This window comes from Streptomyces sp. NPDC037273 (assembly GCF_055603625.1).
Genome location: NZ_JBVJVO010000005.1, coordinates 56,851 through 80,957 on the forward strand (window position 1 = coordinate 56,851; position 24,107 = coordinate 80,957).

21 protein-coding genes and 1 tRNA gene are annotated in these 24,107 nt (G+C 70.5%); 11 read left to right on the plus strand and 11 right to left on the minus strand.

Going from position 1 to position 24,107, the window contains the following annotated elements; translation table 11 throughout:
• Positions 1-35: 35 nt before the first annotated feature.
• From ACZ7G1_RS15220 to ACZ7G1_RS15260, 9 genes are all read left to right on the plus strand, one after another.
• Positions 36-154, plus strand: a tRNA-Glu gene (locus ACZ7G1_RS15220).
• A 290-nt stretch (positions 155-444) separates the two neighbouring features.
• On the plus strand, positions 445-876 hold the full coding sequence (locus tag ACZ7G1_RS15225; RefSeq protein ID WP_470874795.1) for a hypothetical protein: 432 nt from the start codon (positions 445-447) through the stop codon (positions 874-876).
• Between the two features lie 424 nt (positions 877-1,300).
• Complete coding sequence (locus ACZ7G1_RS15230; RefSeq protein WP_471204144.1) at positions 1,301-2,644, plus strand: sensor histidine kinase; 1,344 nt, start codon at positions 1,301-1,303, stop codon at positions 2,642-2,644.
• Positions 2,641-3,315 (plus strand): response regulator, encoded by a 675-nt coding sequence (locus ACZ7G1_RS15235; RefSeq protein WP_470874792.1) that lies wholly within the window; start codon positions 2,641-2,643, stop codon positions 3,313-3,315. The genes ACZ7G1_RS15230 and ACZ7G1_RS15235 overlap by 4 nt, the downstream gene beginning before the upstream one ends.
• 181 nt (positions 3,316-3,496) lie before the next feature.
• Positions 3,497-4,702 carry an alpha/beta hydrolase fold domain-containing protein gene (locus tag ACZ7G1_RS15240; protein ID WP_470874790.1) on the plus strand — a complete coding sequence of 402 codons (1,206 nt, stop codon included), beginning with the start codon at positions 3,497-3,499 and terminating at the stop codon, positions 4,700-4,702.
• A gap of 295 nt (positions 4,703-4,997) precedes the next feature.
• Positions 4,998-5,981: an ABC transporter permease gene (locus ACZ7G1_RS15245; RefSeq protein WP_470874788.1), complete on the plus strand. Its 984-nt coding sequence runs from the start codon at positions 4,998-5,000 to the stop codon at positions 5,979-5,981.
• Positions 5,982-5,988: 7 nt separating this feature from the next.
• The gene (locus ACZ7G1_RS15250) at positions 5,989-6,915 is read left to right on the plus strand and encodes an ABC transporter permease (protein ID WP_470874926.1); all 927 of its coding nucleotides are present in this window, start codon (positions 5,989-5,991) and stop codon (positions 6,913-6,915) included.
• Positions 6,912-9,035: a dipeptide ABC transporter ATP-binding protein gene (locus tag ACZ7G1_RS15255; protein ID WP_470874787.1), complete on the plus strand. Its 2,124-nt coding sequence runs from the start codon at positions 6,912-6,914 to the stop codon at positions 9,033-9,035. Before ACZ7G1_RS15250 ends, ACZ7G1_RS15255 begins: the two co-directional genes overlap by 4 nt.
• 111 nt (positions 9,036-9,146) lie before the next feature.
• Positions 9,147-10,844 carry an ABC transporter family substrate-binding protein gene (locus ACZ7G1_RS15260; protein WP_470874785.1) on the plus strand — a complete coding sequence of 566 codons (1,698 nt, stop codon included), beginning with the start codon at positions 9,147-9,149 and terminating at the stop codon, positions 10,842-10,844.
• A gap of 75 nt (positions 10,845-10,919) precedes the next feature.
• Here the strand turns inward: ACZ7G1_RS15260 and ACZ7G1_RS15265 are convergent, their stop codons facing one another.
• From ACZ7G1_RS15265 to ACZ7G1_RS15280, 4 genes are all read right to left on the minus strand, one after another.
• Positions 10,920-12,029 (minus strand): aryl-sulfate sulfotransferase, encoded by a 1,110-nt coding sequence (locus ACZ7G1_RS15265; protein ID WP_470874784.1) that lies wholly within the window; start codon positions 12,027-12,029, stop codon positions 10,920-10,922.
• 31 nt (positions 12,030-12,060) lie between these two features.
• The gene (locus ACZ7G1_RS15270; protein ID WP_470874783.1) at positions 12,061-13,104 is read right to left on the minus strand and encodes an ABC transporter substrate-binding protein; all 1,044 of its coding nucleotides are present in this window, start codon (positions 13,102-13,104) and stop codon (positions 12,061-12,063) included.
• A gap of 121 nt (positions 13,105-13,225) precedes the next feature.
• Complete coding sequence (locus tag ACZ7G1_RS15275) at positions 13,226-13,942, minus strand: ABC transporter ATP-binding protein (protein WP_470874781.1); 717 nt, start codon at positions 13,940-13,942, stop codon at positions 13,226-13,228.
• Complete coding sequence (locus ACZ7G1_RS15280; protein ID WP_470874779.1) at positions 13,939-14,718, minus strand: ABC transporter permease; 780 nt, start codon at positions 14,716-14,718, stop codon at positions 13,939-13,941. The genes ACZ7G1_RS15275 and ACZ7G1_RS15280 overlap by 4 nt, the downstream gene beginning before the upstream one ends.
• Positions 14,719-14,856: 138 nt before the next feature.
• Here ACZ7G1_RS15280 and ACZ7G1_RS15285 point away from each other — a divergent pair, with 138 nt between their 5' ends.
• Positions 14,857-15,426, plus strand: a complete 570-nt coding sequence (locus ACZ7G1_RS15285) for a helix-turn-helix domain-containing protein (protein WP_470874777.1) — start codon at positions 14,857-14,859, stop codon at positions 15,424-15,426.
• A gap of 330 nt (positions 15,427-15,756) precedes the next feature.
• Positions 15,757-17,160 carry a sulfatase family protein gene (locus ACZ7G1_RS15290; protein ID WP_470874776.1) on the plus strand — a complete coding sequence of 468 codons (1,404 nt, stop codon included), beginning with the start codon at positions 15,757-15,759 and terminating at the stop codon, positions 17,158-17,160.
• Between the two features lie 73 nt (positions 17,161-17,233).
• Here the strand turns inward: ACZ7G1_RS15290 and abc-f are convergent, their stop codons facing one another.
• The 7 genes from abc-f to ACZ7G1_RS15325 all read right to left on the minus strand — a co-directional run bounded on the left by abc-f (position 17,234) and on the right by ACZ7G1_RS15325 (position 24,066).
• Entirely contained in the window at positions 17,234-18,889 is a 1,656-nt protein-coding gene (gene abc-f, locus ACZ7G1_RS15295) for a ribosomal protection-like ABC-F family protein (RefSeq protein WP_470874775.1), read from the minus strand.
• A gap of 261 nt (positions 18,890-19,150) precedes the next feature.
• Positions 19,151-20,161, minus strand: a complete 1,011-nt coding sequence (locus ACZ7G1_RS15300) for a transporter (RefSeq protein ID WP_470874774.1) — start codon at positions 20,159-20,161, stop codon at positions 19,151-19,153.
• Complete coding sequence (locus tag ACZ7G1_RS15305) at positions 20,158-21,054, minus strand: ABC transporter ATP-binding protein (protein WP_470874772.1); 897 nt, start codon at positions 21,052-21,054, stop codon at positions 20,158-20,160. Before ACZ7G1_RS15305 ends, ACZ7G1_RS15300 begins: the two co-directional genes overlap by 4 nt.
• Positions 21,051-21,455, minus strand: coding sequence for a GntR family transcriptional regulator (locus ACZ7G1_RS15310; protein WP_470874771.1), 405 nt, complete (start codon positions 21,453-21,455; stop codon positions 21,051-21,053). Before ACZ7G1_RS15310 ends, ACZ7G1_RS15305 begins: the two co-directional genes overlap by 4 nt.
• Positions 21,456-21,522: 67 nt before the next feature.
• Complete coding sequence (locus tag ACZ7G1_RS15315; RefSeq protein ID WP_470874769.1) at positions 21,523-22,122, minus strand: SMI1/KNR4 family protein; 600 nt, start codon at positions 22,120-22,122, stop codon at positions 21,523-21,525.
• 134 nt (positions 22,123-22,256) lie between these two features.
• Positions 22,257-22,919, minus strand: coding sequence for a response regulator (locus ACZ7G1_RS15320; RefSeq protein WP_381779677.1), 663 nt, complete (start codon positions 22,917-22,919; stop codon positions 22,257-22,259).
• A complete protein-coding gene (locus ACZ7G1_RS15325) occupies positions 22,894-24,066 on the minus strand; it encodes a sensor histidine kinase (protein WP_470874767.1) in 1,173 nt (390 codons plus the stop codon). Before ACZ7G1_RS15325 ends, ACZ7G1_RS15320 begins: the two co-directional genes overlap by 26 nt.
• Between the last annotated feature and the right edge of the window lie 41 nt (positions 24,067-24,107).

The window sequence follows — 24,107 nt, forward strand, 5'->3', positions numbered from 1 at the left end:
GTCGCAGCGGGAGTGCGCGCATTCCCGCAGGTTGCGGTGCCGTGGCAGAGCGGCCCATTGCGATCGACGCGGGAGAGGTCCCTCTCGCGGCGACTGACGGAGACGGGGCGGACCTGCTCTTATCTGTCCGCGGGTTCGAATCCCGTCGGCACCGCAGCCGAACTGCGGTCGGGGCCCAGGTGGCCGCGGGCTAGGACCTGTCCGGTGGATCTTGGCCATCGGCTGAGTGCGGCACGATCAAGCCGCACAGGTCATGGGGTTGACGGGGGAGGTAATGGGGTGGGGCGGCAGGAGAGGTATCGCAAGGTGCTCAGACCGCTGCTACGAGCCGGGCTCGAGGTGATACCGGACGCAGTTCCGGCCTCAGCGATACCGCATGTCCTCGGGTACGAACGAGAGCGAGTTTTCGGCTTCTTCCTCGTCGAGTACGGGGACCCGCGACTCGTGGAGCGGCTCAACGAGGGCTGGTACGACCTCGCCATGTCCGCCGGCCTGCTCGATGAGAATCGCGAATTCCTTGTGATGTTGCCCAGGGGCACCTGGACCGCCGCGGTAGACCGCCGATTGCGGCACAGGGTGCGTGTCTGGCACCGGGTCCGTCTGCTGGACCGGTGGGACATCATGGGGGCCGGCGCGGCTTCGTTCCTCGGCATTCGCGCCGGCCACCCTGGCTTCGCCATGCTGGCCCTGGACAACAGCGTCTGGCTCCTGGCCGACACGTATGAATCGGGTGTAGGCGTGTACGCGGTACGCGAACCCGCCCATTCCCCAGGGGTCCTACGCGACTTGGAGTGGCTCGCCAGGGAGGACGTCTACAAAGACCGGGAGTTCCGACGTGACGTCACCGCCTGGTTAGAGCGCAGGCAGCAGGGCTGAACAACGAGTTCGGACGTGGTCGGGCGAAGAAGCCCGCGCTGCGGTCTGAGTGAACTCGGGGAACGACGCTGAGGTCCTCCACAGGAACGAAGGCCCGGCGCCGTATGGGTAAGAGTGGAGAAGGGGCGGCACTGCGTCGGTCTCACGCTCCCGTTGAAGCGGCTGGTCGCGCGACGCCGTCATACCTGAGAGCCAGACGGAAAGACGGCTCTGCAGGGTGAGGCGTACCGGCAGGTTCGACGCATATCTTCATGGCCGGGTGAACGCTGATTCGTCTTCCTCCGGCGGGCGCGGGGATGGCTTCCCAGCTGGGTTTTCTCCATGACAGGCAGGGAGCCGGCCGGTGGACAATATGGGTGATACTGAGCGGATGGACAGGGTCGGCGGAGGGGTAGTGCGCGGAGCGCTGGGCACCGTACGGAAGGTGCTGGGCGCTGTGCGGATGGATCTGTTCACGCTGGAGCCGCAGCCCGTGCCGGCGATGACGGGGCCGAGGCCGTTGCGGTGGCTGCCGTGGGTCGGGGTCGTCGCGGTGGCGGGGTTCGCGGCGGTCTGGGGCACCGAGGACATCTCGATGAGGGCTGTCGGGATGGTGCATGCGGCGCTGCTCGTGCCGGCGTTGCGGTGGCCGGTGCCGGTGTGGTGGCTGTCGCTGGTGATGCTGCCGGTGTTCTCGCTGGGCTCGGCCTTCGGCGCGTATCTGGGGTGGGCGTGGTCCGTGCACGCCGGGATCGTGCTGCTGGTGGCTCTGCGGAACCGGACGCGGGTGATGGTCGAGGCCTTGTTGTTGAGTGCCGCGGTGTTGTTCGGGTTGCAGGCGTGGGGCGGCGGGATCGGCCCCTGGCGGTTCATCGTGATCGTGCTGGTGGAGTTCGCGGCCGTTGCGGCGGTCGCGGTCGGGGTGCGTGGGGTCAGGGAGGTACGTACGCGGCTCGCGGAGCAGGAGGCGGCTCTTGCGCGGGAGCGTGCGCATCGGACCGTATTGCAGGAACGTGCGCGTATCGCGCGTGAGTTGCATGATGTGGTCGCGCACCACATGTCGGTGATCTCCATACAGGCCGATGCCGCGCCGTATCGCGTCGCGAATCCGCCGGAGGAGTTGGTCGTGGCGCTGGCCGACATTCGCGCGGGTGCCAAGGAGGGGCTGGCGGAGCTGCGGCGTCTCCTTGGGGTGCTGCGGTCCGAGGAGCATCCCGAGGGGAACGTTCCCGAGGCTCCGCAACCGACGCTGGAACAGCTCGACGACCTGCTCGCCGGGGTGCGCAGGGCCGGGCTGGAGGTGACGGCGGTGTCCAGCGGGGCTCGCCGGTCGCTGCCGGAGGGCGTGGAGCTGTCGGCCTATCGGATCGTGCAGGAGGCGCTCAGTAACGTGCTGCGTCACGCGCCTGGTGCTTCGGCTCGCGTCGAGCTCACCTACTCCCCTGCCGCTGTTCATCTGCGGGTCGTCAACGGCCCTGGTCGCCGGGTCGACCAGTCCTCACCGGGAGCCGGACACGGCGTCCTGGGCATGCGCGAACGGGCCGCGATGCTCGGCGGGGAGCTCTCCGCCGCGCCCGCGCCCGATGGTGGATTCGAGGTGGCGGCGCTGCTGCCGGTGCCTGCCGACCCAGCCGGCCCCGTCACCTCGGCCGGCGCGACCAGCCCGACCACCTCAGCCGGCGCGACCAGTTCAAGCACTTCAAGCAACCCCAACAACCCCAGCAGCCGTACGACCCCCAGCAGCCCACCCTCCTCCACAGCACGGCCAGACAAGGAACGCAGCGCATGACGATCCGAGTGATGATCGCCGACGACCAGGCGATGGTCCGTGAGGCTTTCTCGGTACTGCTCAATGCCCAGCCCGACATCGAAGTGATGGCGACCGCTGTGAACGGGCTGGACGCCGTAGCCAAGGCTCAAGAGCTACGTCCTGACGTGATCGTCATGGACATCCGGATGCCCGGGATGAACGGGATCGACGCCACCCGCGAGATCACGCGGCAGACGGACCTGCCGAGCAAGATCCTGGTGCTGACCACGTTCAACCTCGACGAGTACGTGTACGAGGCGTTGCGTGCCGGTGCCAGTGGGTTTCTTCTCAAGGACGCCTCCGGGGTCGAGCTGGCCGAAGCGGTGCGGATCGTGGCCGCGGGCGAGGCGCTGCTGTCCCCGGAGATCACCAAGCGGCTGATCACCGAGTTCTCGCGGCTGAGTACGTCGGCGAGGCCGCCTGCCCAGGTGCGGATCGAGGAACTCACGAACCGTGAGACGGAGGTGCTGACGCTCGTCGCGCAGGGGCTGTCCAACGCGGAGATCGCCGGCGAGCTCGTGGTCGCGGAGCAGACCGTCAAGACGCACATGGGCAGCATCCTTCAGAAGCTCCGGCTGCGGGACCGTACCCAGGCGGCCGTCTTCGCCTACGAGACGGGGCTGGTGACGCCCGGCCACACCCATCTGTGAGTGAGCGCGTGGGGTGCGCGGTCTCCCTTGGGATGTCCGATGGGATCTCCGACGGGCCCCCTACCTGAGAGCCATGCCGAGAGTTGGTTCCGCGGTGTGAGGCTGATGTGGGTGGCCGGTTTCTACCTTGGGAGGCCCGTGGGCGGAACCCCGCCCCATGTGCCCGCACAGGAGCTCAACCATGACCACCCGCGCACGCCCGGCCCCAGTGTCCAGTCTGCTGGTCCGGATGCTGGGGGGCGTTTCCGCCGTCCTGGCCTCGTTCCTGGCGTTCCTGGTCCTGGCCATCGTCCTGGGCGCGTATTTTCCGGCCATCCCGAAGGTGGGGGTGATCGGGCCGGTCCTCGGTGGCCAGTATCCGTTCCACATAGCCGTGGTGGGTGTCGGGGCGGCTGTCCTCGCCGCGCTGGCCTGGCGTGCCGGGCTGGTGCGGTGGGGGCGCGTGGTCACCGTCGTCACGACGGTGTGCGCTCTGGGAGCGCTGGTGATCGGTGCGATCCAGTTCCGGGCCGCGCGGGAGGCCGGAGTGGACGTTTCCTTCGGTCAGGTGGTCACCGAGCTCGGTTATCCGGCGGTGAGGCCGGACGTGACGAGGACGTATGCGAGCCCCGGAGGCGAGCCGCTGCGGGTGGATGTGTACCTGCCGGAGCGGGAGGGTGGCGAGAGGACGCCGGCGGTGGTGCTGGCCCACGCGGGGGGTTTCCACACCTTCGACAAGAGCGACCTGCGTGGCACCGGCCGCTGGCTGGCGGACCACGGTGTGGCCGTGTTCGCGGTCGACTACCGGTTGGCAGGACCGGACCGCCCCACCTGGAACAAGGCTCCTCAGGACCTCGTGTCCGCCTTGGGCTGGGTGCAGAGGAACGCCGGGGAGTACGGCGTCGACCGCTCGCGGATCTCGCTGGGTGGCATGTCGGCGGGTGGCACCCTGGCGATGAACGCCGCCTACCGCCTCCAGAACGGCACCATCAAGGCTTCCGACGGCACCGCGCCGGAGCCTCCGGCCGCCGTGGTCGGCTTCTACCCCGGCACCGACGTGACGCGGATGTGGAAGGAGGACGTGGCCGGAACCCGCGAGGCGGCGGAGATGTTCACCGGCGGGACGCCCGAGGAGTTCCCGGACCGCTACCGCGAGGTGTCCCCCACCTCCGATGTCCGGCCCGGTCTGCCGCGGACCCTGCTGGTGGTCGGCGACCGTGACCGCAGTGCCCGCCCCGAGACCGTCACCGATCTCGGCGACGCGCTCAGGAAGCAGGGTGTCGACACCGAGGTCGAGCGGCTGCCCTTCGCGGAGCACGCCTTCGACGACGCCTACGGAAGCCTCACGTCGCAGACCAGCCGGCAGATCCTGTTGGACTTCCTCACCAGGGACGCCCATCGGGGTTGATTGTGACGCGCGCTTTGCAATCGCATGTCAGGGGCCTGGGAATGGTTCCTGTCAGGGGATTCGTGATCACAGAATGATGTGTCGCCAGGCCTTGTCGCCCTCCGGATCGGAGGGGCGGGGGTCTGGCACTTCATTGTGAGCACGGCGGTGCCTGGACGGGCCGTGTGCGTTCCCCCCTCAGAAAGTCGCGTCACGTCATGCTCAGAACCGGCACACCCCCGCCGGCCCGCCGTGCGGCCTACACCGCCGAGGTTGTTCTCGCCCCCGTCGGACCGACGGTCGGGGAGGTGGGGTCGTGATCCGTCATGTGGTGCGGAAGGCGGTCGGGTGGCTGGCCATGATCGTGGTCGCCACCAATGTCACGTACGTGCTGGCCGCGTGGTTCCTCGATCCGAGGGCGAACTACACGGGCACGCGGCCGGTGCGGAGTGAGGCGGAGATCGATCAGGCGTTGGCGCCGTACAACTTGGATCCGCGGGTGCCGCTGGTGGAGCGGTGGTGGAACTGGTTCGGCGATGTGGTGCTGCACTTCGACTGGGGGAAGTCCCCGGTGGGGGCCTCGGTGAACGGGGAGATCGGGTTCCGGGTGCTGGTCAGCGGGCAGTTGGTGACCGCGGCCACGTTGCTGTCGGTGCTCATCGGTGTGGCGCTGAGTGTGTCCACGGCGTCGCGCCAGTACGGCTGGTGGGACCGGGCGTGGCAGTTGGTGTCGGTGTTCCTGTTCAACGTACCGACCGCTGTCGCCGCGTTGGGCGTGGTGCTGGTAGGGATCTGGCTGAACCAGGGCTTGGGGTGGCGTTTCCTGTACGTCGCGGGCGAGAAGTCCCCGACCGTGGAGGGGCTGTTGCCGACGGTGGCGGACCGGGTGCAGCACCTGGTGTTGCCGACGCTGAGCCTGACGTTGCTGGGGTATGTGGGGTATCACCTGACCCAGCGGACGCTGCTTCTGGACGCCATCGGGTCGGATTATGTGCGGACCGCGCGTGCGACGGGGTTGACGCGTGCGCAGGCGATCCGCCGGCATGCGTTGCGGGCCTCGTTGATCCCGACGGCGACCTCGGTCGCGTTCGGTATCCCTGCCATTTTCACGGGGGCGGTGATCACGGAGACCGTGTTCGGGTGGAACGGGATGGGTCAGTACTTCATCCAGACCATCGGCAAGAACGACGTGCACGGTGCCGTGGCGGTGGCGGCGTTCGGCGCGGCGATGACCGCGATCGGCGCGATCCTCGCCGACATCGCCGTGGTGGTCCTCGATCCCCGGGTGCGGGTGAGTTGAGGTGACGATCGAGGTGACGTCTCCGGGCGAGGCGGCTGTTCGTGGTGGTGGTGATGGGTCCGCGGCTCGGCGACGGCGCGGTTGGCGGCTGTACGGGCGGCGGTTCGCGCGTAATCGGGGTGCGCTGTTCGGGGTGGCGTTGTTCGTCCTGTTGGTGCTGTTCAGCGTGTTCGGGGGGATGTTCTCGCCGTTCGTTCACACGTACGCGGACTTCACGGCGCTGACGCAGCCGCCGAGTTCGGTGCACTACCTCGGCACGAACCAGGGTGGCAACGACGTGTACGCCTCGGTCGTGCACGGTCTGCAGCGGTCGCTGGTGATCGCGGTGAGCGTGTCGGTGCTGACGATCGTGCTGGCGGCGGTGATCGGGGCCGGGGCCGCGTACTTCGGTGGCAGGGTGGAGAAGCTGACGCTCGCGGTGATCCATTTCCTGCTGGTGGTGCCGTCGTTCCTGATCCTCGCCCTGGTGTCGCACCGGCTCGCCGGTGACTGGCGGGTGTTGATCCTGGTGCTGACCGTGTTCGGCTGGATGACGACCGCCCGGGTGGTCTGGTCGCTGTCGACATCGCTGAGGGAGCGCGACTACGTACTGGCCGCGGAGTTCATGGGTGTGCGGCCGTGGCGGATCGTCGTGCGGCACATCATTCCGAACCTGGGGTCCTTGCTGGTGGTGAACCTGACGCTCGGGGTGGTCGCGACCGTGCTCAGTGAGACGGCGCTGTCGTTCCTCGGGTTCGGGGTCCGGACCCCCGACGTGTCGCTGGGCACGCTGCTCGCCGACGGCTCCGGCAACATCACGAGCGCTCCGTGGCTGTTCGCGTTCCCCGCGGGCCTGCTCGTGCTGCTGACCGTGTCGATGACGCTCATCGGTGACGGGCTGCGTGACGCCCTCGACCCCACCTCTGTATCGGCGGCCTCGGGAGGGGCACGATGACGTTCACTCTCATACCGGCCCCTTCGTCGCCGTCGCACGACGCCGTACGGGCCCCAGTCCTGTCGGTGCGGAACCTGCGGATCTCGTTCCCTTCCGAGGCCGGGACGGTCGAGGCGGTGCGCGGTGTCAGCTTCGACGTGATGCCGGGGCGGACCCTTGGCATCGTCGGCGAGTCCGGTTCGGGCAAGTCCGCGACCGCGATGGGTGTCATGGGCTTGCTTCCGCCGACGGCCCGGGTGTCGGGCGAGGTGCTGGTGGGCGGCCGTGACCTGGTCGGTCTGGACGACCGTCGGCTGTCGCGGGTGCGGGGCAAGGAGATCGGCATGGTCTTCCAGGACCCGTTGTCCGCGCTGACTCCGATCTTCTCGGTCGGCCGTCTTCTGTCCGACGCGCTGCGCGTGCATCAGAGCCTGACGAAGCAGGCGGCGTGGCGGCGTGCGGTCGAGCTCCTTGATCTGGTCGGCATTCCCGAACCGCAGCGCAGGGCGCGGTCGTTCCCGCACGAGTTCTCCGGCGGGATGCGTCAGCGCGTCGTCATCGCCCTGGCCATGGCGAACGCGCCGTCGGTGATCGTGGCCGACGAGCCCACCACCGCCCTGGACGTGACCGTGCAGGCGCAGATCCTGGACGTGCTGCGGGCCGCGCAGGCCGAGACCGGCGCGGGGGTCGTGCTGATCACGCACGACCTCGGTGTGGTCGCCGGATACGCCGACGAGGTCGCCGTGATGTACGCGGGCAGGATCGTGGAACGGGCGGGCGCCGAAGAGCTGTTCCGGCGGCCCACCATGCCTTACACGATCGGGCTGCTCGGCGCGGTGCCCCGCCTCGACACCGCGAAGGGCCGCCCGCTGGTGCCGATCGGCGGGGAGCCTCCGTCGATGGTGGCGCTTCCGGCGGGATGTGCCTTCGCCGCGCGGTGCCCCGCCGTGCTCGACGCCTGCCGTACGGAGGAGCCCGCGGCGACGCACGTCGCCGGGCACGGGCACGTCGCCTGCGTACGCGCCGAGGAGATCGCGGACGGCCGGTTGTCGGCCGACGGGCTGTTCCCGGGTCCGGTGGTCCCCGAGGTCTCGGTGGAGTCCGTAGACGCCAGCGGCGGCGTGGGGCGGGACGGTTCGGCGGGCGAGGTGGTGTTGAGGGTGTCCGGCCTGACCAAGACGTTCCCCGTCACCAAGGGCGCGTTCCTCAAGCGCCGGGTCGGGACGCTCCACGCAGTCAGCGACGTGGGTTTCGAGGTGCGGGCCGGTGAGACTCTCGGGCTTGTCGGCGAGTCCGGGAGCGGCAAGACCACCACGCTCCTCGAGATCCTCCGGCTGAAGGCGCCGGAGGGCGGCCGGATCGAGGTGGCCGGCACGGACGTCTCCGAGCCCGTGTCCGCCGACCGGCTGCGCGAGCTCCGCGGCGCGGTGCAGATCGTCATGCAGGACCCCATGGGGTCCCTCGACCCTCGCCTCCCGGTCGACCAGCTGATCGCCGAACCCCTGCGGGCCGTCAATGTCGAGGCGGCGGCGGTACGGGACCGGGTGGCCGAACTCCTGGGCATGGTCGGCCTCGACTCCTCGGTGGCGGACCGCTTCCCCGGGGCCCTGTCCGGTGGGCAGCGCCAGCGTGTCGGCATCGCCCGTGCCCTGGCGACCCGGCCCCGGATCGTGGTCCTGGACGAGCCGGTATCGGCGCTGGACGTGTCCGTTCAGGCGGGCGTCGTCAACCTCCTCGCCCGGCTCAAGCGGGAGCTCGGGCTCGCGTACCTGGTCGTCGCGCACGACCTGGCCGTGATGCGGCACTTCGCCGACCGCGTCGCGGTCATGTACCTCGGGCACATCGTCGAGACCGGCACCACCGAGGAGCTGTTCGAGAACCCCCGGCACCCGTACACCGAGGCCCTGCTCTCGGCGGTCCCGGTGCCCGACCCCCGGCACGAGCGCTCCCGCGAGCGGATCGTCCTCCAAGGCGAGCAGCCGAGCGCTTCCCGCCTCCCCCAGGGCTGTGTGTTCGTCGACCGCTGCCCGTTGTTCCGGCTGGCCGATGACGGGCTGCGGGAGCGGTGCCGTACGCGTCGCCCCGTCCTGGGACCGGCGGAGTCCGGCTCCGGCCACCAGCACGCCTGTCACGCCCGCTGACGTCGGACTCACCTCACCGGCACGCGACCCCGCGGTGCCGGTACATCCCCTCACCGGCACGTCACCCACGGTGCCGGCGAACCCCATGAAGGAATGAGGATCCACCCCGCCATGCGATCAAGAATCGCCGTCCCCGCCGCCGCGCTCACCGCGGCCCTCGCCCTCGCCGTCTCGGCCTGCAGCGGAGGGAATTCCGGTACGTCGGGTACCGGAAACGCCCCCGGGAAGGGCGCGAAGCCCGCCGCCGCCTCGGCGAAGCTCGACTACAACCCCCAGTCCTACGACGGCCTGAAGGACGGCGGGACGTACACCACCGCGGGCACCATCGACGACCAGGGCAACCCGTTCAACGCCAACGCCACGCTCACGGCCAAGCGCGTCTGGTTCTGGTACAACCCGGACGTCATCACGTACTCCCCCACCGGCGAGGTGCAGTACAACCCTGACTACCTCAGCGACGTGAAGGTCGACGTCACCGGCGGGAACCAGCGGGTGGTCCTCACGATCAACCCGAAGGCCACCTACAACGACGGCACGCCGATCGACTGGACGGCCGTCAAGGCGACCTGGCAGGCCAACAACGGCAAGGACAAGAAGTACAACGCATCCGACACCGAGGGCTACAGCCAGATCACCTCGGTCACCCGCGGCAAGGACGACAAGCAGGCGGTCATCGCCTTCAAGGGCGCGGCTCCCTGGTGGTCGAGCCTGTTCACCACGTTCCTGCACCCGAAGGCCGCCACCGTCGCCGGGTACAACGAGGCGTACGTGAAGAAGGTCCACCCCGAGTGGGGGGCGGGGCCGTACACCGTCGGGAAGTTCGACGCGCAGGGCGGCGACCTGACCTTCGTACGCAATCCCAAGTGGTGGGGCAAGAAGGGCAAGCTCGACCAGCGCGTCTACGTGAACCTGGAGTCGGACGCCGCGGCCAACGCGTTCAAGAACGGCCAGATCGACTACACCTCCGCCGGCGACGCCGAGGGCTTGAAGCGCCTCTCCGGCGTCCAGGGCACTGAGATACGCCAGGGCGGCAGCCCCTTCGCGTACTCCTTCTACGTCAACGCGAAGTCGCCCAACCTCACGGATGTCCAGGTGCGCAAGGCGCTCCTGGAGAGCATCGACCGGGACCAGATCGCCAAGATCCAGTTCCAGGGCCTGGGCGACTACAGCGAGCCGCTGCCCGGCTCCCTGCTGCTCTTCAGCTTCCAGAAGGGCTACTCGGACAACGTCGGCGCCGTCGTCAAGCACGACCCGGAGGCCGCGAAGAAGACCCTCGACGCCGCGGGCTGGAAGCCGGGCGGGGACGGGATCCGCGAGAAGGACGGCAAGAAGCTCACCGTCATGTACACGCTGCGCGGCGACGACCCGCTGGAGAAGGCCACCGCCGGTGCCCTCGTGCAGATGCTGAAGCAGGTGGGCATCCAGGTCGGTCTGAAGAACTCCACGGAGGCGGACTTCGCCCGCATCCTCTCCGAGCGCAGCTTCGACATCTTCCTCGTCGGCAACCGCGCCCCGGACCCGTTCGGTGCCCGCTACCTGTGCGAGTTCTACTGCACCGACAGCGGCTCCAACCTCGTCGGCATCGGCAGCCCTGAACTGGACAAGGAGATCCACGCCGTCTCGGCGATCTCCGACCCCGCCCGCCAGACCGCCGAGGCGAACGCCGTCGAACGCAAGGCGCTGGCCCAGTACGGCTACCTGCCCCTGTTCAGCGGCCCGTCCATCTACGGCGTGAAGAACGGCCTCGCGAACGTCGGCGCCACCATCTTCGGCACTCCCCTGCCGGAGACCGTGGGCTGGCAGAAGTAGCACCGGGACCCACCGGTCCCTCTCCCCCCAGATACGCAGGGCCGCACCGGATTCACACCGGTGCGGCCCTGTGGCTTACAGCCAGGGGAACCGGTCGGCGCCGTAGCGGTAGGCGCGGAAGACCGAGTTCTGGGCGCCGGCGGAGGATTCCAGGCCCACGCCGTCGCCGAAGGAGCGGAACTGCGGGACGACGAACTCCCACACCACATCGCCGCTGGGAGTCACCTCGAAGAGGCGGCCGAAGGAGCCTTCGGCGATGAAGGTGTTGCCGTTCGGGAGGCGCTGGGCGCTGGACATGTAGGGGCTGTAGAAGTTCTGCGGCGGGTTGTCCTGGTAGGACCAGACCTCCTTGCCCGTACGGGGGTCGAGTTCCAGGACACGGGAGTACGGGACCGAGGTGGTGTCGCGGTAGGTGCCGTTGTCGAAGACGAGGATGTTGCCGTCGGGGAGCTCGTGGGGGTGGTGCTGCTGGGCCAGGGTGTCGGGCCCGATGTGCCACAGTACGGAGCCGTCGGCACGGTCGATCGCGATCGCGGACGAGGCGCTGCGGAAGCCGACGACGATCGAGCCGTCCGCACGTTCGTTGACCGTGTTCGCCATCGGCCAGTGCTCCCGTGCGAAGTGCGGGTTGAGGGGGTAGTCGGCCGGGTCGAGGTGGTCGATGGCCGCCCACCGCCAGACCTCGCGCCCGTCCCAGGTCAGTTCGTAGACGACGTCCCCGTAGATCACGCCGCCCTCGGCCTCGGAGCCGGGGATGCCGCCCTGGATACGGGCCGCGTCGACCGGGTCGAGCGGCTCGACGACGGTGATGAGGAGGTTGCCGTTGCGCAGGATCGACGCGTCGTGGTGGTGGAAGGGGTGCCGGGCCTCACGGACGACCGTGGAGTCTGGTGCCAGTTCCTGGAAGATTCCGCCGTGGTAGACGTCCCAGATGGGGAAGAGCGTCGGGCCGCTGGTGTCCTTCGCGGCGTAGAAGAGGTTCCCGTTGGGCAGGAGCTGCGCCTGGCGGCCCGGCGGGTGCGGCGAGGTCCACGTGTGGACGGGACGGCCTTCGATGTCGACGAGATGGATCTCGCCGGCACTGGTGATGGGCGTGTAGAGGGTGTAGCCGCCGTAGCTGCGGGCGGGGTCGTGGGCGATCAGGCCGACGCCACGGCGGCGCAGGGTGTTCTGGTCGACGGTCATGGGGATCTCCTGGGGTGGGATGGGGCGGGCTTCAGCGGAGGGTGACGGCGGCCGGGTCGACGGCCGTCAGAGGCGCCGGGTCCAGGTGCTTCCGGAGCGTGGTCCGGTCGGCCGGACCCGGCAGGTTCTGGGCGGCCTTCGCCCAGCCGGCTTCCCTCGTCAGGTCGTCCAGCAGGTCGGCCGAGAGGGACGCGCCGTAGCGGTAGCGGGGCTGGAAGGCGTCCACGTACTCGGCCTGGAGCGCCCCCTTGGACTGCGCCAGTACGGCCCTGCGGGCAGCCGGCGCGTCCGCGGCGATCGCGTCCTGGGCCTTGCGCAGGGCGCGGAGGACCGCGGTGGTGCTCGCCTCGTCGGCGCCCGGGCCGGCCACGAGGAGCGTCCGGGCCGTGTAGCCGGTGAAGGGGAGTTCGGCGTAGCGGTCGCCGAGGGTGGTGCGGGTGGGTCCGTAGAAGCTGGGGAAGGTGACGCCGGCGTCGATGTCGCCGCGAGCCAGGGCCGAGGTGATCTGGTTCGGGGCGAGGTTGACCACGGTCACGTCGGCTGCCGTCAGGCGTGCCGACGCGAGCATCCGCGAGAGGGCGTACTCGACGTTCGTGCCCTGCGGGACTCCGACCTTACGGCCCTTCAGGGCGCCGAAGCCGGTGATCCCGCGATCGGTCCGGGTCAGGAGCCGCCAGTCGGAGAACCGGGACAGGTCGGCGACGATCCGGAGCTCTCGGCCTCCGAGGGCGGCCGAGACCGCGGGCAGGTCTCCCACGACGCCGAGCTGGGCCTGGCCGCCGAGGACGGCGTTCAGGGCGTCCCTGCCGGTGGGCTGGGTCGTCACCGTGGCGTCGACGCCCTCGGCGGACCACAGCCGTCGTTCCTGGGCCACATAGACGGGTGCGCCGCCGAGGTAGTCGCTCGCGGCGAGTGAGACGGCGGGGCGGCCGCCGGCCCCGGATCCGGCGCCGGCGCCCGCATCGGTGGCGGAGCCGGTTCCGCAGGCCGCGGTGAGCGCGGCGAGCAGGGCGGCGAGCAGGAGGGTGGCCAGCGGGCGGGGTCTGGGGTTGGGAGTGGGCGTGGGACTGGGCATGGGGTGTCCTCTCAGGGACGGGAAGGCGGGGAGGGGAGGAAGGGTGCGCAGGGGTGGGCGCGTGGGGCCGCGTGGGCAGGCCAGGCGGTGGCCCGGGGGCGTCCTGGGTCGGAGGTGGGTCTCAGTCCGAGCCGAGGTGGCGGGCTATCAGGGCCCGTAGGTCCTGGTCGGGTGGACCGGGGGGTACGGGGTGGTCGGCGAGGATGCGGCCGGGGGTGCCGCCGAGGACGATGACGCGTTCGGCGAGGGCGAGGGCTTCGTCGATGTCGTGGGTGACGAAGAGGACGGTGGTTCCGCGGCGTTGCCAGAGTTCCCGGAGCAGGGCCTGCATACGGGTGCGGGTGAGGGCGTCCAGTGCGCCGAAGGGTTCGTCCATCAGGAGTACTTCGGGTTCGGCGGCGAGGGCGGGGGCCAGGGCCACGCGTTGCTGCATGCCGCCGGAGAGTTGTGCGGGGTACTTCTCGGCGCCGTCCGCGAGTCCAACTTCGGCGAGTGCCGCGAGGGCGCGGCGGCGGCATTCCGCCCGGGGCAGGCCGAGTCGTTTGAGGGCGAATTCGACGTTGCCGCGGGCGGTGCGCCAGGGGAAGAGGGCGTAGTGCTGGAAGACGACGCCTCGGTCGGCGCCGGGGCCGCGCACGGGGGTCGATCCTGCCGTGACGGTGCCTTCGGAGGCGCGTACGAAGCCGGCGACGAGGTTGAGGATGGTGGACTTGCCGCAGCCGCTGGGGCCGAGCAGTGCGGTGAAGGAGCCGGCGGGGAGGTCGAGGTCGGTGCGTTGCAGGATGCGGGTGTCGCCGTAGTGGGCCGAGAGGCCTTCGAGGCGGACGTCGAGGCTCATGAGGTGCTCCAGTGGACGATCCGGCGGCCGGCGGCGGCGAGGAGGAGGTCGACGGCGACGCCGAGGAGGCCGAGGACGAGCAGGCCCGCGAACATGCGGTCGACGCGGAGGAACTGGCCGTCCACCTGGAGGCGGTACGCGAGCCCGCTGTCCGCGCCGCCCAGTTCGGCGGCCACGAGGGCGAGGAGCGCCACGGACGCGCCGTACCGCAGGGCGGCGAGGAGTGCGGGGGCGGCGGCGGGCAGCAGGACTTCGGTGAAGCGGCGGTGCAGGGGCGCGCCGAGTGACCGGGCGGCTCTGAGGTGGGTGCCGGGTACGCGGCTGACTCCGTCGTGGACGTAGAGCCAGACGGCGAGGAGGACGGCGTAGGCGATGAGGAGGCGTTTGGCGGTCTCGCCGATGCCGAACCAGGCGGTCGCTAGGGGTACGAGCGCGATGGCCGGGATGGGGCGGAGGAAGGAGACGAGCGGGGTGACGGCGGCTGAGAGTCGCGGCAGGTAGCCGGTGGCGAAGCCGAGTGCCGCGCCGACGAGGGCGCCGAGGGCGAAGCCTTGTCCGGCGCGGGTGAGGCTTGCGGCGAGGTCGTCGGCGAGGACTCCGCTGCGGGCGCTGTCGGCGAGTGCGGCCGCGGTCTGGCCGGGCGTGGGCAGCAGGCCCGGTGCGACCGCGCCGGATCGGGCGAGCAGGTACCAGAACGTGAGCAGGGCGGCTGCCGTACCCAGGGCCGGGGCGAGCCTGCCGGGGGCCCGGCGGGGTGGTGAGGGGGTGGTGCTCACGGGGCAGCTCCTCGCTGGACGCACGATTTTCATAAGCGAGGTCAATAATTGACGACGCTTATGAAGGCTGTGTTGCGGCGGCATGAAACGTCACCGGCGCTCCCGGGCCCTGACGGGCGATGCGGTACGTTCACCTGCGTGTCTCGACCCGAACCCACGCCCGAAGCCATCGAGGTCGGACGGGTGGTCCGCACCTTCCGCAAGCAGCGCGGCGTCTCCATGGCCGTGCTCGCCACCCGCTCGGGCCTCTCCCAGCCGTTCCTCAGCCAGCTGGAACGCGGACTCACCACGCCCAGCCTCAGCTCGATCTACCGCATCGCGGAAGCCCTGGACGTCACCCCCGGCACCTTCCTCCGGCCTCCGACCCGCCCGGGCACGGTCAGCCACGAGAGCGACCCCCAGGTGATCCGCGTGGACGAGGCCGCGGGCCAGACCGCCCGGGTCCTCATCCCCGGCGGGCGCAGCTCCGTGATGGAGGCGTACGAGCACCACTTCGCCCCCGGCCTGGGCGAGCGCGGCTGGTTCGAGCACCCCGGCGAGGACTTCCTCTACGTCCTGGAGGGCGAGATCGTCCTCGAGGTCCAGGGCGAGGAACCCCTGACCCTGCGCGCCGGCCAGAGCGCCCACCACCGGGGCGAGGTCCCGCACCGCTGCCGCCTGGCGGGACCGGCGGCCGCCCGGACCCTGCTGGTCATCTCCAACACCTGAGCCCGACGAGGCGGATGCTCTCCGTCACCCGCGTCACCCTTTTCATCTGCCGTACATGGAAACGGAGTTGGCACTCCCCTACTGTCGTGACCATGGCAGCAGGAATCCTCACTGCGCGCCGCCACGTCGACCAGGGGCGTGTGGCGAGCGCCCTCTGTTCGGTCGTCTCGGCGCGCTGATCGCGCCTTCTCCCCCCACGGGATCCCCACCTGGCGCTTCCGCCTGATTCCCGTCTCTTCCCCTCTTTCCGCGACGCGGCCGACGGACCGTCACACGGTCCGTCGGTTCGCGGTGCCCCCTGTGCAGACGCACCCAGGAGGAATGGACATCATGAGTGTGAACCGACGTCCCGCAGTGAGTCGACGAGGCTTTCTCGGCGGGGCGGCCGCCGTGGCCGCCGCGACCGCCGTACCCGCGCTCGCGCAGGTCGCGGCTGCCGGTCCGGCCGCTGCCGCCGGCCGCCCGAACATCCTGCTGATCGTCACCGACGACCAGCCCAAGCACACCGAGTGGGCGCTGCCCAAGACCGTGGCGTGGCTGGCCGACCAGGGGGTGAAGTTCAGCAACGGGCACGTCACCACCCCGCTGTGCTCGCCGTCGCGCTCCAGCGTGTTCTCGGGCCGGTACGCCCACAACCACGGCGTCCGCAACAACGGCGCGTCTCACGCCCTTGACCAGAGCACCACGTTGCAGAAGTACCTGAAGCAGGCGGGCTACCGCACCGGCCTGTTCGGCAAGTACCTGAACTCGTGGACCCTGGCGGACAACCCGCCGCACTTCGAGGAGTTCGCGCTCCTGCAGCCCGGGTACGTCGACGCCCAGTGGAACGTCAACGGCACCGTGCAGACGATCAACGGCTACACCACGACCATCGTCAAGAACCGCACGCTGAACTTCCTCGACAAGGCGGCCACCGACACCCGGCCGTGGTTCGCGTACGTCACGCCGTACGCGTCGCACGGTCCGCGCACACCCGAGGCGAAGTACGCCGACGCGGTCGTCCCGGACTGGAACGGCCGCCCCTCCGTCCCGGAGAGCGACCGCAGCGACAAGCCGGGCTACATCAAGAACGCCACCGGTACGCTCGCCGACGGCCGCACCATCCGCGCCGAGCAGCTGCGCACGCTGCTCTCCGTCGACGACGCGGTACAGGCCTTCAAGGACAAGCTCCAGGCGCTGGGGCAGCTCGACAACACGCTGGTCATCTACATCGGCGACAACGGCTTCAGCTGGGCGGATCACGGATGGACCGCCAAGTCGGTGCCCTACCGGCCGGCGCACGAGGTGCCGTTCTACCTCTCCTGGCCGGCCGGCGGGCTGGGTGCGGGCACCGTGGACAACCGGGTCGTCGCGAACATCGACATCGCGCCGACCGTCCTCGACGCGGCGGGCATCACGCCGAGCGCGCCGCAGGACGGCACGTCCCTGCTCTCCTCGTACAGCCGTGACCACCTGCTGGTGGAGTGGTGGAAGCAGGGCGCCGGCACGGGTGGGGCGCCCACCTGGTCCTCGTACGTGGCCAAGGACAAGCAGTACACGGAGTACTACGACCTGACCACGGACGCGAATGGCACCGTGACCGGCACCGGCCAGGTGAAGTTCCGCGAGTACTACGACCTGACGAACGACCCGTACCAGCTGACCAACAAGCTCTACCAGGCCACTCCGGCCCAGGAGCAGGCCCTCGGCGTTCCCGCCCTGGCCGCTCAGCTCGCCGCCGACCGCGTCGTCTGACCCGTATCGGTGCTGCCGACCGGTATCCGTGTCGCGAGGCACGGGTGCCGGTCGCCCCGCACCGCTCTCCCTGTCAGTGTCTGCGGCCGCCGTTCAATTCCAGGTGCTCGGCTTCGAAGTGCGCGCGGAAGTCGCGGTCGTGCGAGACCGCGACCACCGCCCCTGGATACGCGGCGAGCGCCGCTTGCAGGTCCTCGACCAGGTCGAGGGCGATGTGATTGGTCGGCTCGTCGAGGACGAGGAGGTCGGCGGGGCGGGTGACCAGGGTCGCGAGCTGCAGCCGACGCCTTTGTCCCACGGACAGGTCGGCGACCGGGACGTGCAGATCCTGTTCGCGGAACAAGCCCAAGGACAGGAGCTGTTCGGCGTACTCGTCAGGCAGCCCGGGCCGCCCGGCGGCGAAGGCGGCGAGCAGCGGAAGTCGCGTGGGGCGCACGGGCAGTTCCTGGGCGAGGTAGCCGGTCCGGGCGGGGCGGCGCACGGTGCCGGAGTCCGGCCGCAGATCGCCCGCCAGGACGCGGAGCAGCGTCGACTTGCCCGCGCCGTTCGCGCCCGTGACGAGGAGACGCGCTCCAGGCTCGATCGCCAGGAGCCCGTCCAGGCAGAGCCGTTGCCCGACCCGTACGTCGTCTAGCTCGGCGAGGTTGCCCTCGGTCGGGCCGTCGCCCGTCGGGGCCGGCGCCGTCGTGAAACGGAGTGGTACGGGCGGCTTCGCCACCGGGTCGCGCCGCAGCCGTTCCAGGCGCTCCCGCACCGAGCGCACCTGCCCGCCGAGCTTCGCCTCGCTGGAGCGGCGGTGCTTGCCGAAGCCCTGCTTCGGATCGCCGCCGGTGACGGCCAGCCGCCGGCCGGCGGCCTCCAGCAGTTCCTCCGCGCGGGCCACCTCCTCGACCCACTCCGCGTACCGCTGCTCCGCCCCCCGTCGGGCCGCGGCCTTCGCGGCCCGGTATCCGGCCCACCCGTCGCCGTACCGGCGCACCGTGCGCTCGTCCCGGTCGACCTCGAGGATCGTGGTCGCGATGCGCTCGAGGAAGCCGCGGTCGTGCGTCACCGCGATGACCGTGCCGCGGTGGGTACGCAGGTGGTCCTCCAGCCAGCGCACGGCGCTCGCGTCGAGGTGGTTCGTGGGTTCGTCCAGGAGCAGCAGCTCGGGCGCGGCCGCGAGGACGCAGGCGAGCGCGAGGCGCGCCTGCTCGCCGCCGGACAGTGAGCCGAGCCGGCGCTCCCTGCCGATCCGGGCAAGACCGAGCCCGTGCATGGCGGCGTCCACCCGGGCGTCCGCCTCGTATCCGCCGCGTTCCTGGTAGGCGATCAGCAGTTCCCCGTACGCGGCGAGCTCGTCGTCCGACGCGTCGGCGAGGGACTCCTCCGCCGCGCGGAGCCTTCGCTCCATGTCGCGCAGTTCGCTCAGGGCAAGGTCGACGGCGTCCCGCACGGTGCGGTCGGCGTCGAGGTCGAGGGTCTGGGCAAGGTGTCCGACACCGCCGGGGAAGCGGACGGTGACCTCCCCGGCGTCCGGCTTCTCGGCCGTGGCCAGCAGCCGCAGCAAGGTGGACTTGCCGGAGCCGTTCTCACCGATGACGGCCGCTCTCTCCCCTGGCCGGACGGTGAAGGACACCTGGTCGAGGATGGTCCGTGTGCCATACGACTTGGTGACGGACCTGAGAGTCAGCTGAGCCACATCGGGGCCGGTGTTGGTGGGCAGGGTGGTACGAGCACGATCGCGCATGGAGCTTTCCCTGGGTGTCCGAAGGGTCTACGGGCAGCAGAAACGGCGGCAGGGGCCGTGCCCGGACTCAGACGAAGAAGTAGGAAGCCATGCCCGCACCGTAACAAGACGAGTCGTCTCGCCTCAATGGAATTACGGCGCGCGCGGTGCCCAACGACCGGCTTGACGTCGCCCGCCGCCCACCAGCGCCAGGCCGGTTCGAGCCGGCCGCCGAGGTGCTCCGGGTGCGCCGCGAGGGTTCCCGTGGCGGGACGGACGGGGTCAGTTCACTCGGCGGCGGATCCACCAGGCGCAGAAGCCGGCCAGGGCCAGGGCGAGGGCGAGGTAGAGGCCGGTTTCGGCCCACTGGAGGGGCCAGAAGTTCCCGGCGGGCTGGTAGGTGAGCTGCTGCTGGTAGCCGACAGAGCCGAGGTCGGCGACGCAGCGGTCGACCCGCTCGAGGCTGGGGAGACCGGATTCGGTGCGGAGGCAGTCGGCGAACGAGGACGGGACGGAGACCGGTTGGCCGGCGGCGTTCACGGTCTGCTGGGAGGTGACCCAGGCTCCGGGTACGTCTTCGAGGTGGGCGACGATCTGCCTGGCACCGTCCTGGACGCTGATGGGGGCGCCGTCGGGCGCGATCGGCAGGGTGGTCCGTTCCGCGGCGGCGAGGTGCGCGCGGATCCACATCGGCACGGTGATCTGGACGGCGGCGTAGACGGCGAAGGTGGTGGCCATCGCGGGCAGGGTGCGGCGGATGACCAGGCCGAGCGCGACGCCCAGGACGAACGCGAAGGCGGCGTGGGCCATGGGGGCGACACCGCGGGCGGCGAAGGCCATCGGATCGAGTCGCGGGAAGTACGTGTCCGTCGCGCCGCCGCCGTTGACGGCCCGGTCGATGGGGCTGCTCCACCAGCTCACCGCGAGGCTGGTGAGTCCGGCGGCGGTCATGGAGGCCACCGCGCCGATGCCCAGCTTGGTCGCGAGCCAGCGGGTGCGGGTGACGCCCTGGTTCCACGCGAGGTAGTGGGTGCCGGTCTCCAGTTCGCGGGAGATCAGCGGGGCGCCCCAGAACATCCCGATGATCGCCGGCACGGCCAGTACGACCAGCAGACCGGTGTAGTAGAGCGTCTGGTCCGCACTCGACACCTGGTCCACCAGGCCGCTGCCGGCCGTGCGGTAGAGGTCGGCCAGTTGCGGGCCGGTGACCACGAGGGTGGCCGCGAGTACGAGGACGGCGGCGAGCATCACGGCGGCCTGGGTACGGAACTGGCGCCAGGTGAGCCAGATCATCGGATGACCTCCAGTGCGGGTCGGGTGTCGCGTTCCGCATCGGCGGGCCGGGTCATGTAGGCCAGGGCGATGTCCTCAAGACCGAGGGGGCTCACCGTCCAGGACGGGTCATGGATCGGGGTGTCGGTGCGCACCAGGAGGGTGGTCTGGCGTTCGGTGTGGCTGGCGGTGATCACGTGCTGCGCCGCCGGGAGCGTGCTCGGGTCCCGGCGCGGCCCGGTGAGCCGGTGGTGGCCGGCGACCAGGTCGTCGATGTCGCCGGCCACCTGCACCCGGGAGTCGACCAGGACGATGACGTAGTCGCAGGTCCGCTCCACGTCGGAGACCAGGTGCGAGGAGAGCACGACACTCAGCTCGTGCTCGGCGACGGCCTCCATCAGGTCCTGCATGAACTCCCGCCGGGCCAGCGGGTCCAGTGCCGCCACCGGCTCGTCCAGGATCAGCAGTTCCGGTCGCTTGGCGATGCCCAGGGTAAGGGCGAGCTGCGCGCGCTGGCCGCCGGACAGCTTGCCGGCCCGCTGCTTCGGATCCAGGCCGAGGCGACGGATCCGGTCACGCGCCACCGCGTCGTCCCAGTTCGGGTTGAGGCGCCTGCCGAGATCCAGGTGGTCGGCCACGCTCAGCCCGGCGTAGACCGGGGTGTCCTGCGCGACGAAACCGACCTTGGCCAGCTGCTCCACGCCCTCCGCGGGGCGGCCACCGCACACCTCGATGGTGCCGGCCGTCGGGGTCAGCATGCCGGAGGCCAGCTTCAGCAGCGTCGACTTGCCGGCGCCGTTGGGGCCGACCAGGCCCACCACCCGCCCGGCCGGAACGTCCAGGTCGCAGTTCCGCAGCGCCCAGCGCTGCTTGTACCTCTTGCCCAGCCCCTGGGCACGCAAGACAGCGCTCACGCTACGTCCTCCCCCGCGGCATCACGAAACGTGCTCACGAACAGCGCCTCGATGCTCTCGTCGTCGAGCCCGGCCAGCCGGGCCTTCGTCAGCCACCGCTGCAGGTCCTTCCGCAGCGGCCCCTGCGCGGCGAGCGTGCCGTCAGCCAACGTCCGCGTCACGAACGTCCCCACGCCGGGACGCGCCGCCACCAGACCGTCGTGCTCCAGCTCCCTGTACGCCTTGAGCACCGTGTTCGGGTTGACCGCCATCTGCTTCGCCACCTCCTTCACCGTCGGCAGCCGGTCCCCCTCCCCCAGCAACCCCAGCCGCAGCGCATGCCGAACCTGCTGAACGAGCTGCTGGTACGGGGACAGACCGGACCGGCTGTTCAGGTGGAACTCAATCACCAGTTCCTCCATTTATCTAGTTGCCTAGCACTATAGACCTCTGGGTCGGCGGCTCGGCAAGGGTCTGGAGTACGTACGGTCACCGAGTCCCGCGTGCCGTGGCCCGAGGACCCCCGAGGGCGCTCGCGACGACGGGTGGCGAGGTGAGGCCCAGGGCCGGGTTGTCCTTGCCGGCAAGCAGGTGGTCGAGCCAGCGCTCGTACCAGCCGAGGAAATCCGGGGCCGAGGAGACGTTCGGGTGCCAGAAGCCGTCGGCGTTGCCGGTGAGCATGCGGCCGGTCAGGGGGCCGGTCACGGCGATCAGGCACAGGTCGGTGCAGCCCATCTCGACGACGTGGAGGAACCGGTCTCCTGGCTGCGCGTCCGGATGGTTCACGTGGTGGAAGCCGCGTGGCGTGCCGTCCGGGGGCCGGCGGTCCATGGTGAACAGCCCGCACTCCTCCAACGGCAGCAAACCGTAGAAGGGGCCGGCGCCGCTGCCGCCGAGTTCGACGAGGAACTCTCGGTAGGCGGGCGGCAGCACGATGCGGTGCTCACGCTCGAACTCGTCCGCCCGCGCGGCGCTCGTTCGCGGACCGACGCGGAACTGGTGGCGCTCGGCCCCGTGTGAGTAGCTGCGCCGCGCCTCGTACGGTGCCCTTGCCAGCTTGGAGCGGATGCGCGATATGCGGGAGTCCATCGGAGGATCTCTTCTGTTGCGTGCCGCCAATCTATCGGCCGGGTCAGGTGACGAGGTCCGAGTCGCTCGCCGGGTGAGAGCACGGAAGGTTGTACGACCTGGGGCCCCCGGGGGCGGGTGGCCTCGCGCCCCGTTCAGGTGCCGGGGAGGATGCGGCGCGTTTCGTAGGCCCACATCGCGATCTCGACGCGGTTGCGGGCGCCGAGTTTGGCCATCAGGCTGGCCAGATGGGTCTTGACCGTGCTGAGGCTGATGTGCAGGGCGTCGGCGATCTCGGTGTTGGTGAGTCCACGGGCGACGGCGAGGAGTACCTGTTCCTCGCGGGCGGTGACCGGGGAGACGGGCTGGGCGACGGGGCGGCCGGCGGGGAGGTCCGCGAAGGCCTGGAGCAGACGGACGGTGACGCTGGGCGCGATGAGCGCCTCGCCGTCGGAGGCTGATCGGACGGCCTGGGCGAGGAGGTCCGGTCCCGTGTCCTTGAGGAGGAATCCGCGGGCGCCGGCACGAAGTGAGCCGTAGACGTACTCGTCGAGGTCGAAGGTGGTGATGACGACCACGGCCAGGGGGTCGGCGACGCCCGGGCCGGCGATCAGCCGGGTGGCTTCGAGCCCGTCGAGTACGGGCATGCGGATGTCGAACAGGCAGACGTCAGGGCGCAGTTCGCGGGCCAGACGGACCGCTTCGTGTCCGTCGGCGGCCTCGCCGACCACCTCGATGCCGGGCTGGGCGTTCAGCATGATCCGCAACCCGGTGCGGATGATCGTCTGGTCGTCAGCGACGAGGACGCGAATGGACACCGCTCTGGCTCCTCGCTCTCGGCAGTTCGGCGTCGACGTGCCAGCCCCGGTCGGTACCCGGGCCGGCTTGTAGTGTGCCGCCGAGCAGGGTCGCGCGCTCGCGCAGTCCGGTAAGTCCGTATCCGTCGCGGCCCTTGCCGGTGCGCCGGCCGTTGTCGCGCACGCTCACCCGTACCGTGTGCCGTTCCGCGGCGACCCGGACGACGAGCTCGGTCGCGTCGACCGCGTGGCGCAGCGCGTTGGTCACCGATTCCTGCACGATCCGGTAGACGGCCGCGTCCACGGCCGGGGGCAGCGCGTCCAGTTCGCCGTCGAGCCCGAGGTCGACCTTGAGGCGGCCGCCCGGAGTGCGCACCAGGCGCTCCAGATCCGCGACTCCGGCGGGGGGCGCCAGTTCGGCGCCGACCCCGCGGTCGCGCAGCGCGGCGACCATGGCGCGCATCTCCTCCAGCGTGCGCGCCCCTTCCTCCTCGACGCCCTCCAGCGCCGTGACGGCGGCGGACGGGTCGGCGTCCGCGAGCACCCGGCCTGCCTGGGCGATGATCACCATGGCCGATACGTGGTGGGCGACCGTGTCGTGCAGTTCCCGGGCGAGCTGCTCGCGCTCGCGGGAGCGCACCTGCTCCAACTGCCGGTCGCGAGCGGTCCCCCGGAACCGGACGGCGGCGCCGATCACGCCGGGCAGCAGCAGGAAGGCGAGGCCCACGACGTTCTCGAGGAACGGGGTCTCGTCCGCGACGGAACACAGCACGCCGGCCGTGAGGATCACCGCGCCGCCCAGCACGATCTCGCGTCCCGAGCCCCACCGGGGCAGCGCGTACACCAGCACGAGCACGACCCCGCTGGTGTACAGGCCGACGGGCTCGCTCGGTGCGGCGACGAGCGAGGCCACCGGGAGCAGGACCACCGAGCCGAACGCCAGCGTCACCATCGTCAGCGGGCGGGTCCGGCGCCACAGGAGCAGCAGCCACGGCCATACGGCGAACACCACCGCCACCGGCCGCCATACGACGTGCTCGCGCAGGGTGGCCTCCAGCGCCACACCGGCGAGGCCGGCGGCGAGCAGCGCCCAGTCCCGCCACACCCGGGCGGGCGCGTCGGGCGGCCGGGGTTCGGTCCACAGGGTTCGCAGGTCGTCTCGGAGCACGGTTCCCAGCCTAGACACCGTGGCGTGCCGCGCATCGGCCG

What these genes read in the sequence shown, in the direction of transcription:
- ACZ7G1_RS15235 (WP_470874792.1), top strand. Translation starts at nt 2,641, where the DNA reads ATGACGATCCGAGTGATGATCGCCGACGACCAGGCGATGGTCCGTGAG.
- ACZ7G1_RS15240 (WP_470874790.1), top strand. Translation starts at nt 3,497, where the DNA reads ATGACCACCCGCGCACGCCCGGCCCCAGTGTCCAGTCTGCTGGTCCGG.
- ACZ7G1_RS15255 (WP_470874787.1), top strand. Translation starts at nt 6,912, where the DNA reads ATGACGTTCACTCTCATACCGGCCCCTTCGTCGCCGTCGCACGACGCC.
- ACZ7G1_RS15260 (WP_470874785.1), top strand. Translation starts at nt 9,147, where the DNA reads ATGCGATCAAGAATCGCCGTCCCCGCCGCCGCGCTCACCGCGGCCCTC.
- ACZ7G1_RS15265 (WP_470874784.1), bottom strand. Translation starts at nt 12,029, where the DNA reads ATGACCGTCGACCAGAACACCCTGCGCCGCCGTGGCGTCGGCCTGATC.
- ACZ7G1_RS15270 (WP_470874783.1), bottom strand. Translation starts at nt 13,104, where the DNA reads ATGCCCAGTCCCACGCCCACTCCCAACCCCAGACCCCGCCCGCTGGCC.
- ACZ7G1_RS15275 (WP_470874781.1), bottom strand. Translation starts at nt 13,942, where the DNA reads ATGAGCCTCGACGTCCGCCTCGAAGGCCTCTCGGCCCACTACGGCGAC.
- ACZ7G1_RS15290 (WP_470874776.1), top strand. Translation starts at nt 15,757, where the DNA reads ATGAGTGTGAACCGACGTCCCGCAGTGAGTCGACGAGGCTTTCTCGGC.
- abc-f (WP_470874775.1), bottom strand. Translation starts at nt 18,889, where the DNA reads ATGCGCGATCGTGCTCGTACCACCCTGCCCACCAACACCGGCCCCGAT.
- ACZ7G1_RS15300 (WP_470874774.1), bottom strand. Translation starts at nt 20,161, where the DNA reads ATGATCTGGCTCACCTGGCGCCAGTTCCGTACCCAGGCCGCCGTGATG.
- ACZ7G1_RS15310 (WP_470874771.1), bottom strand. Translation starts at nt 21,455, where the DNA reads ATGGAGGAACTGGTGATTGAGTTCCACCTGAACAGCCGGTCCGGTCTG.
- ACZ7G1_RS15315 (WP_470874769.1), bottom strand. Translation starts at nt 22,122, where the DNA reads ATGGACTCCCGCATATCGCGCATCCGCTCCAAGCTGGCAAGGGCACCG.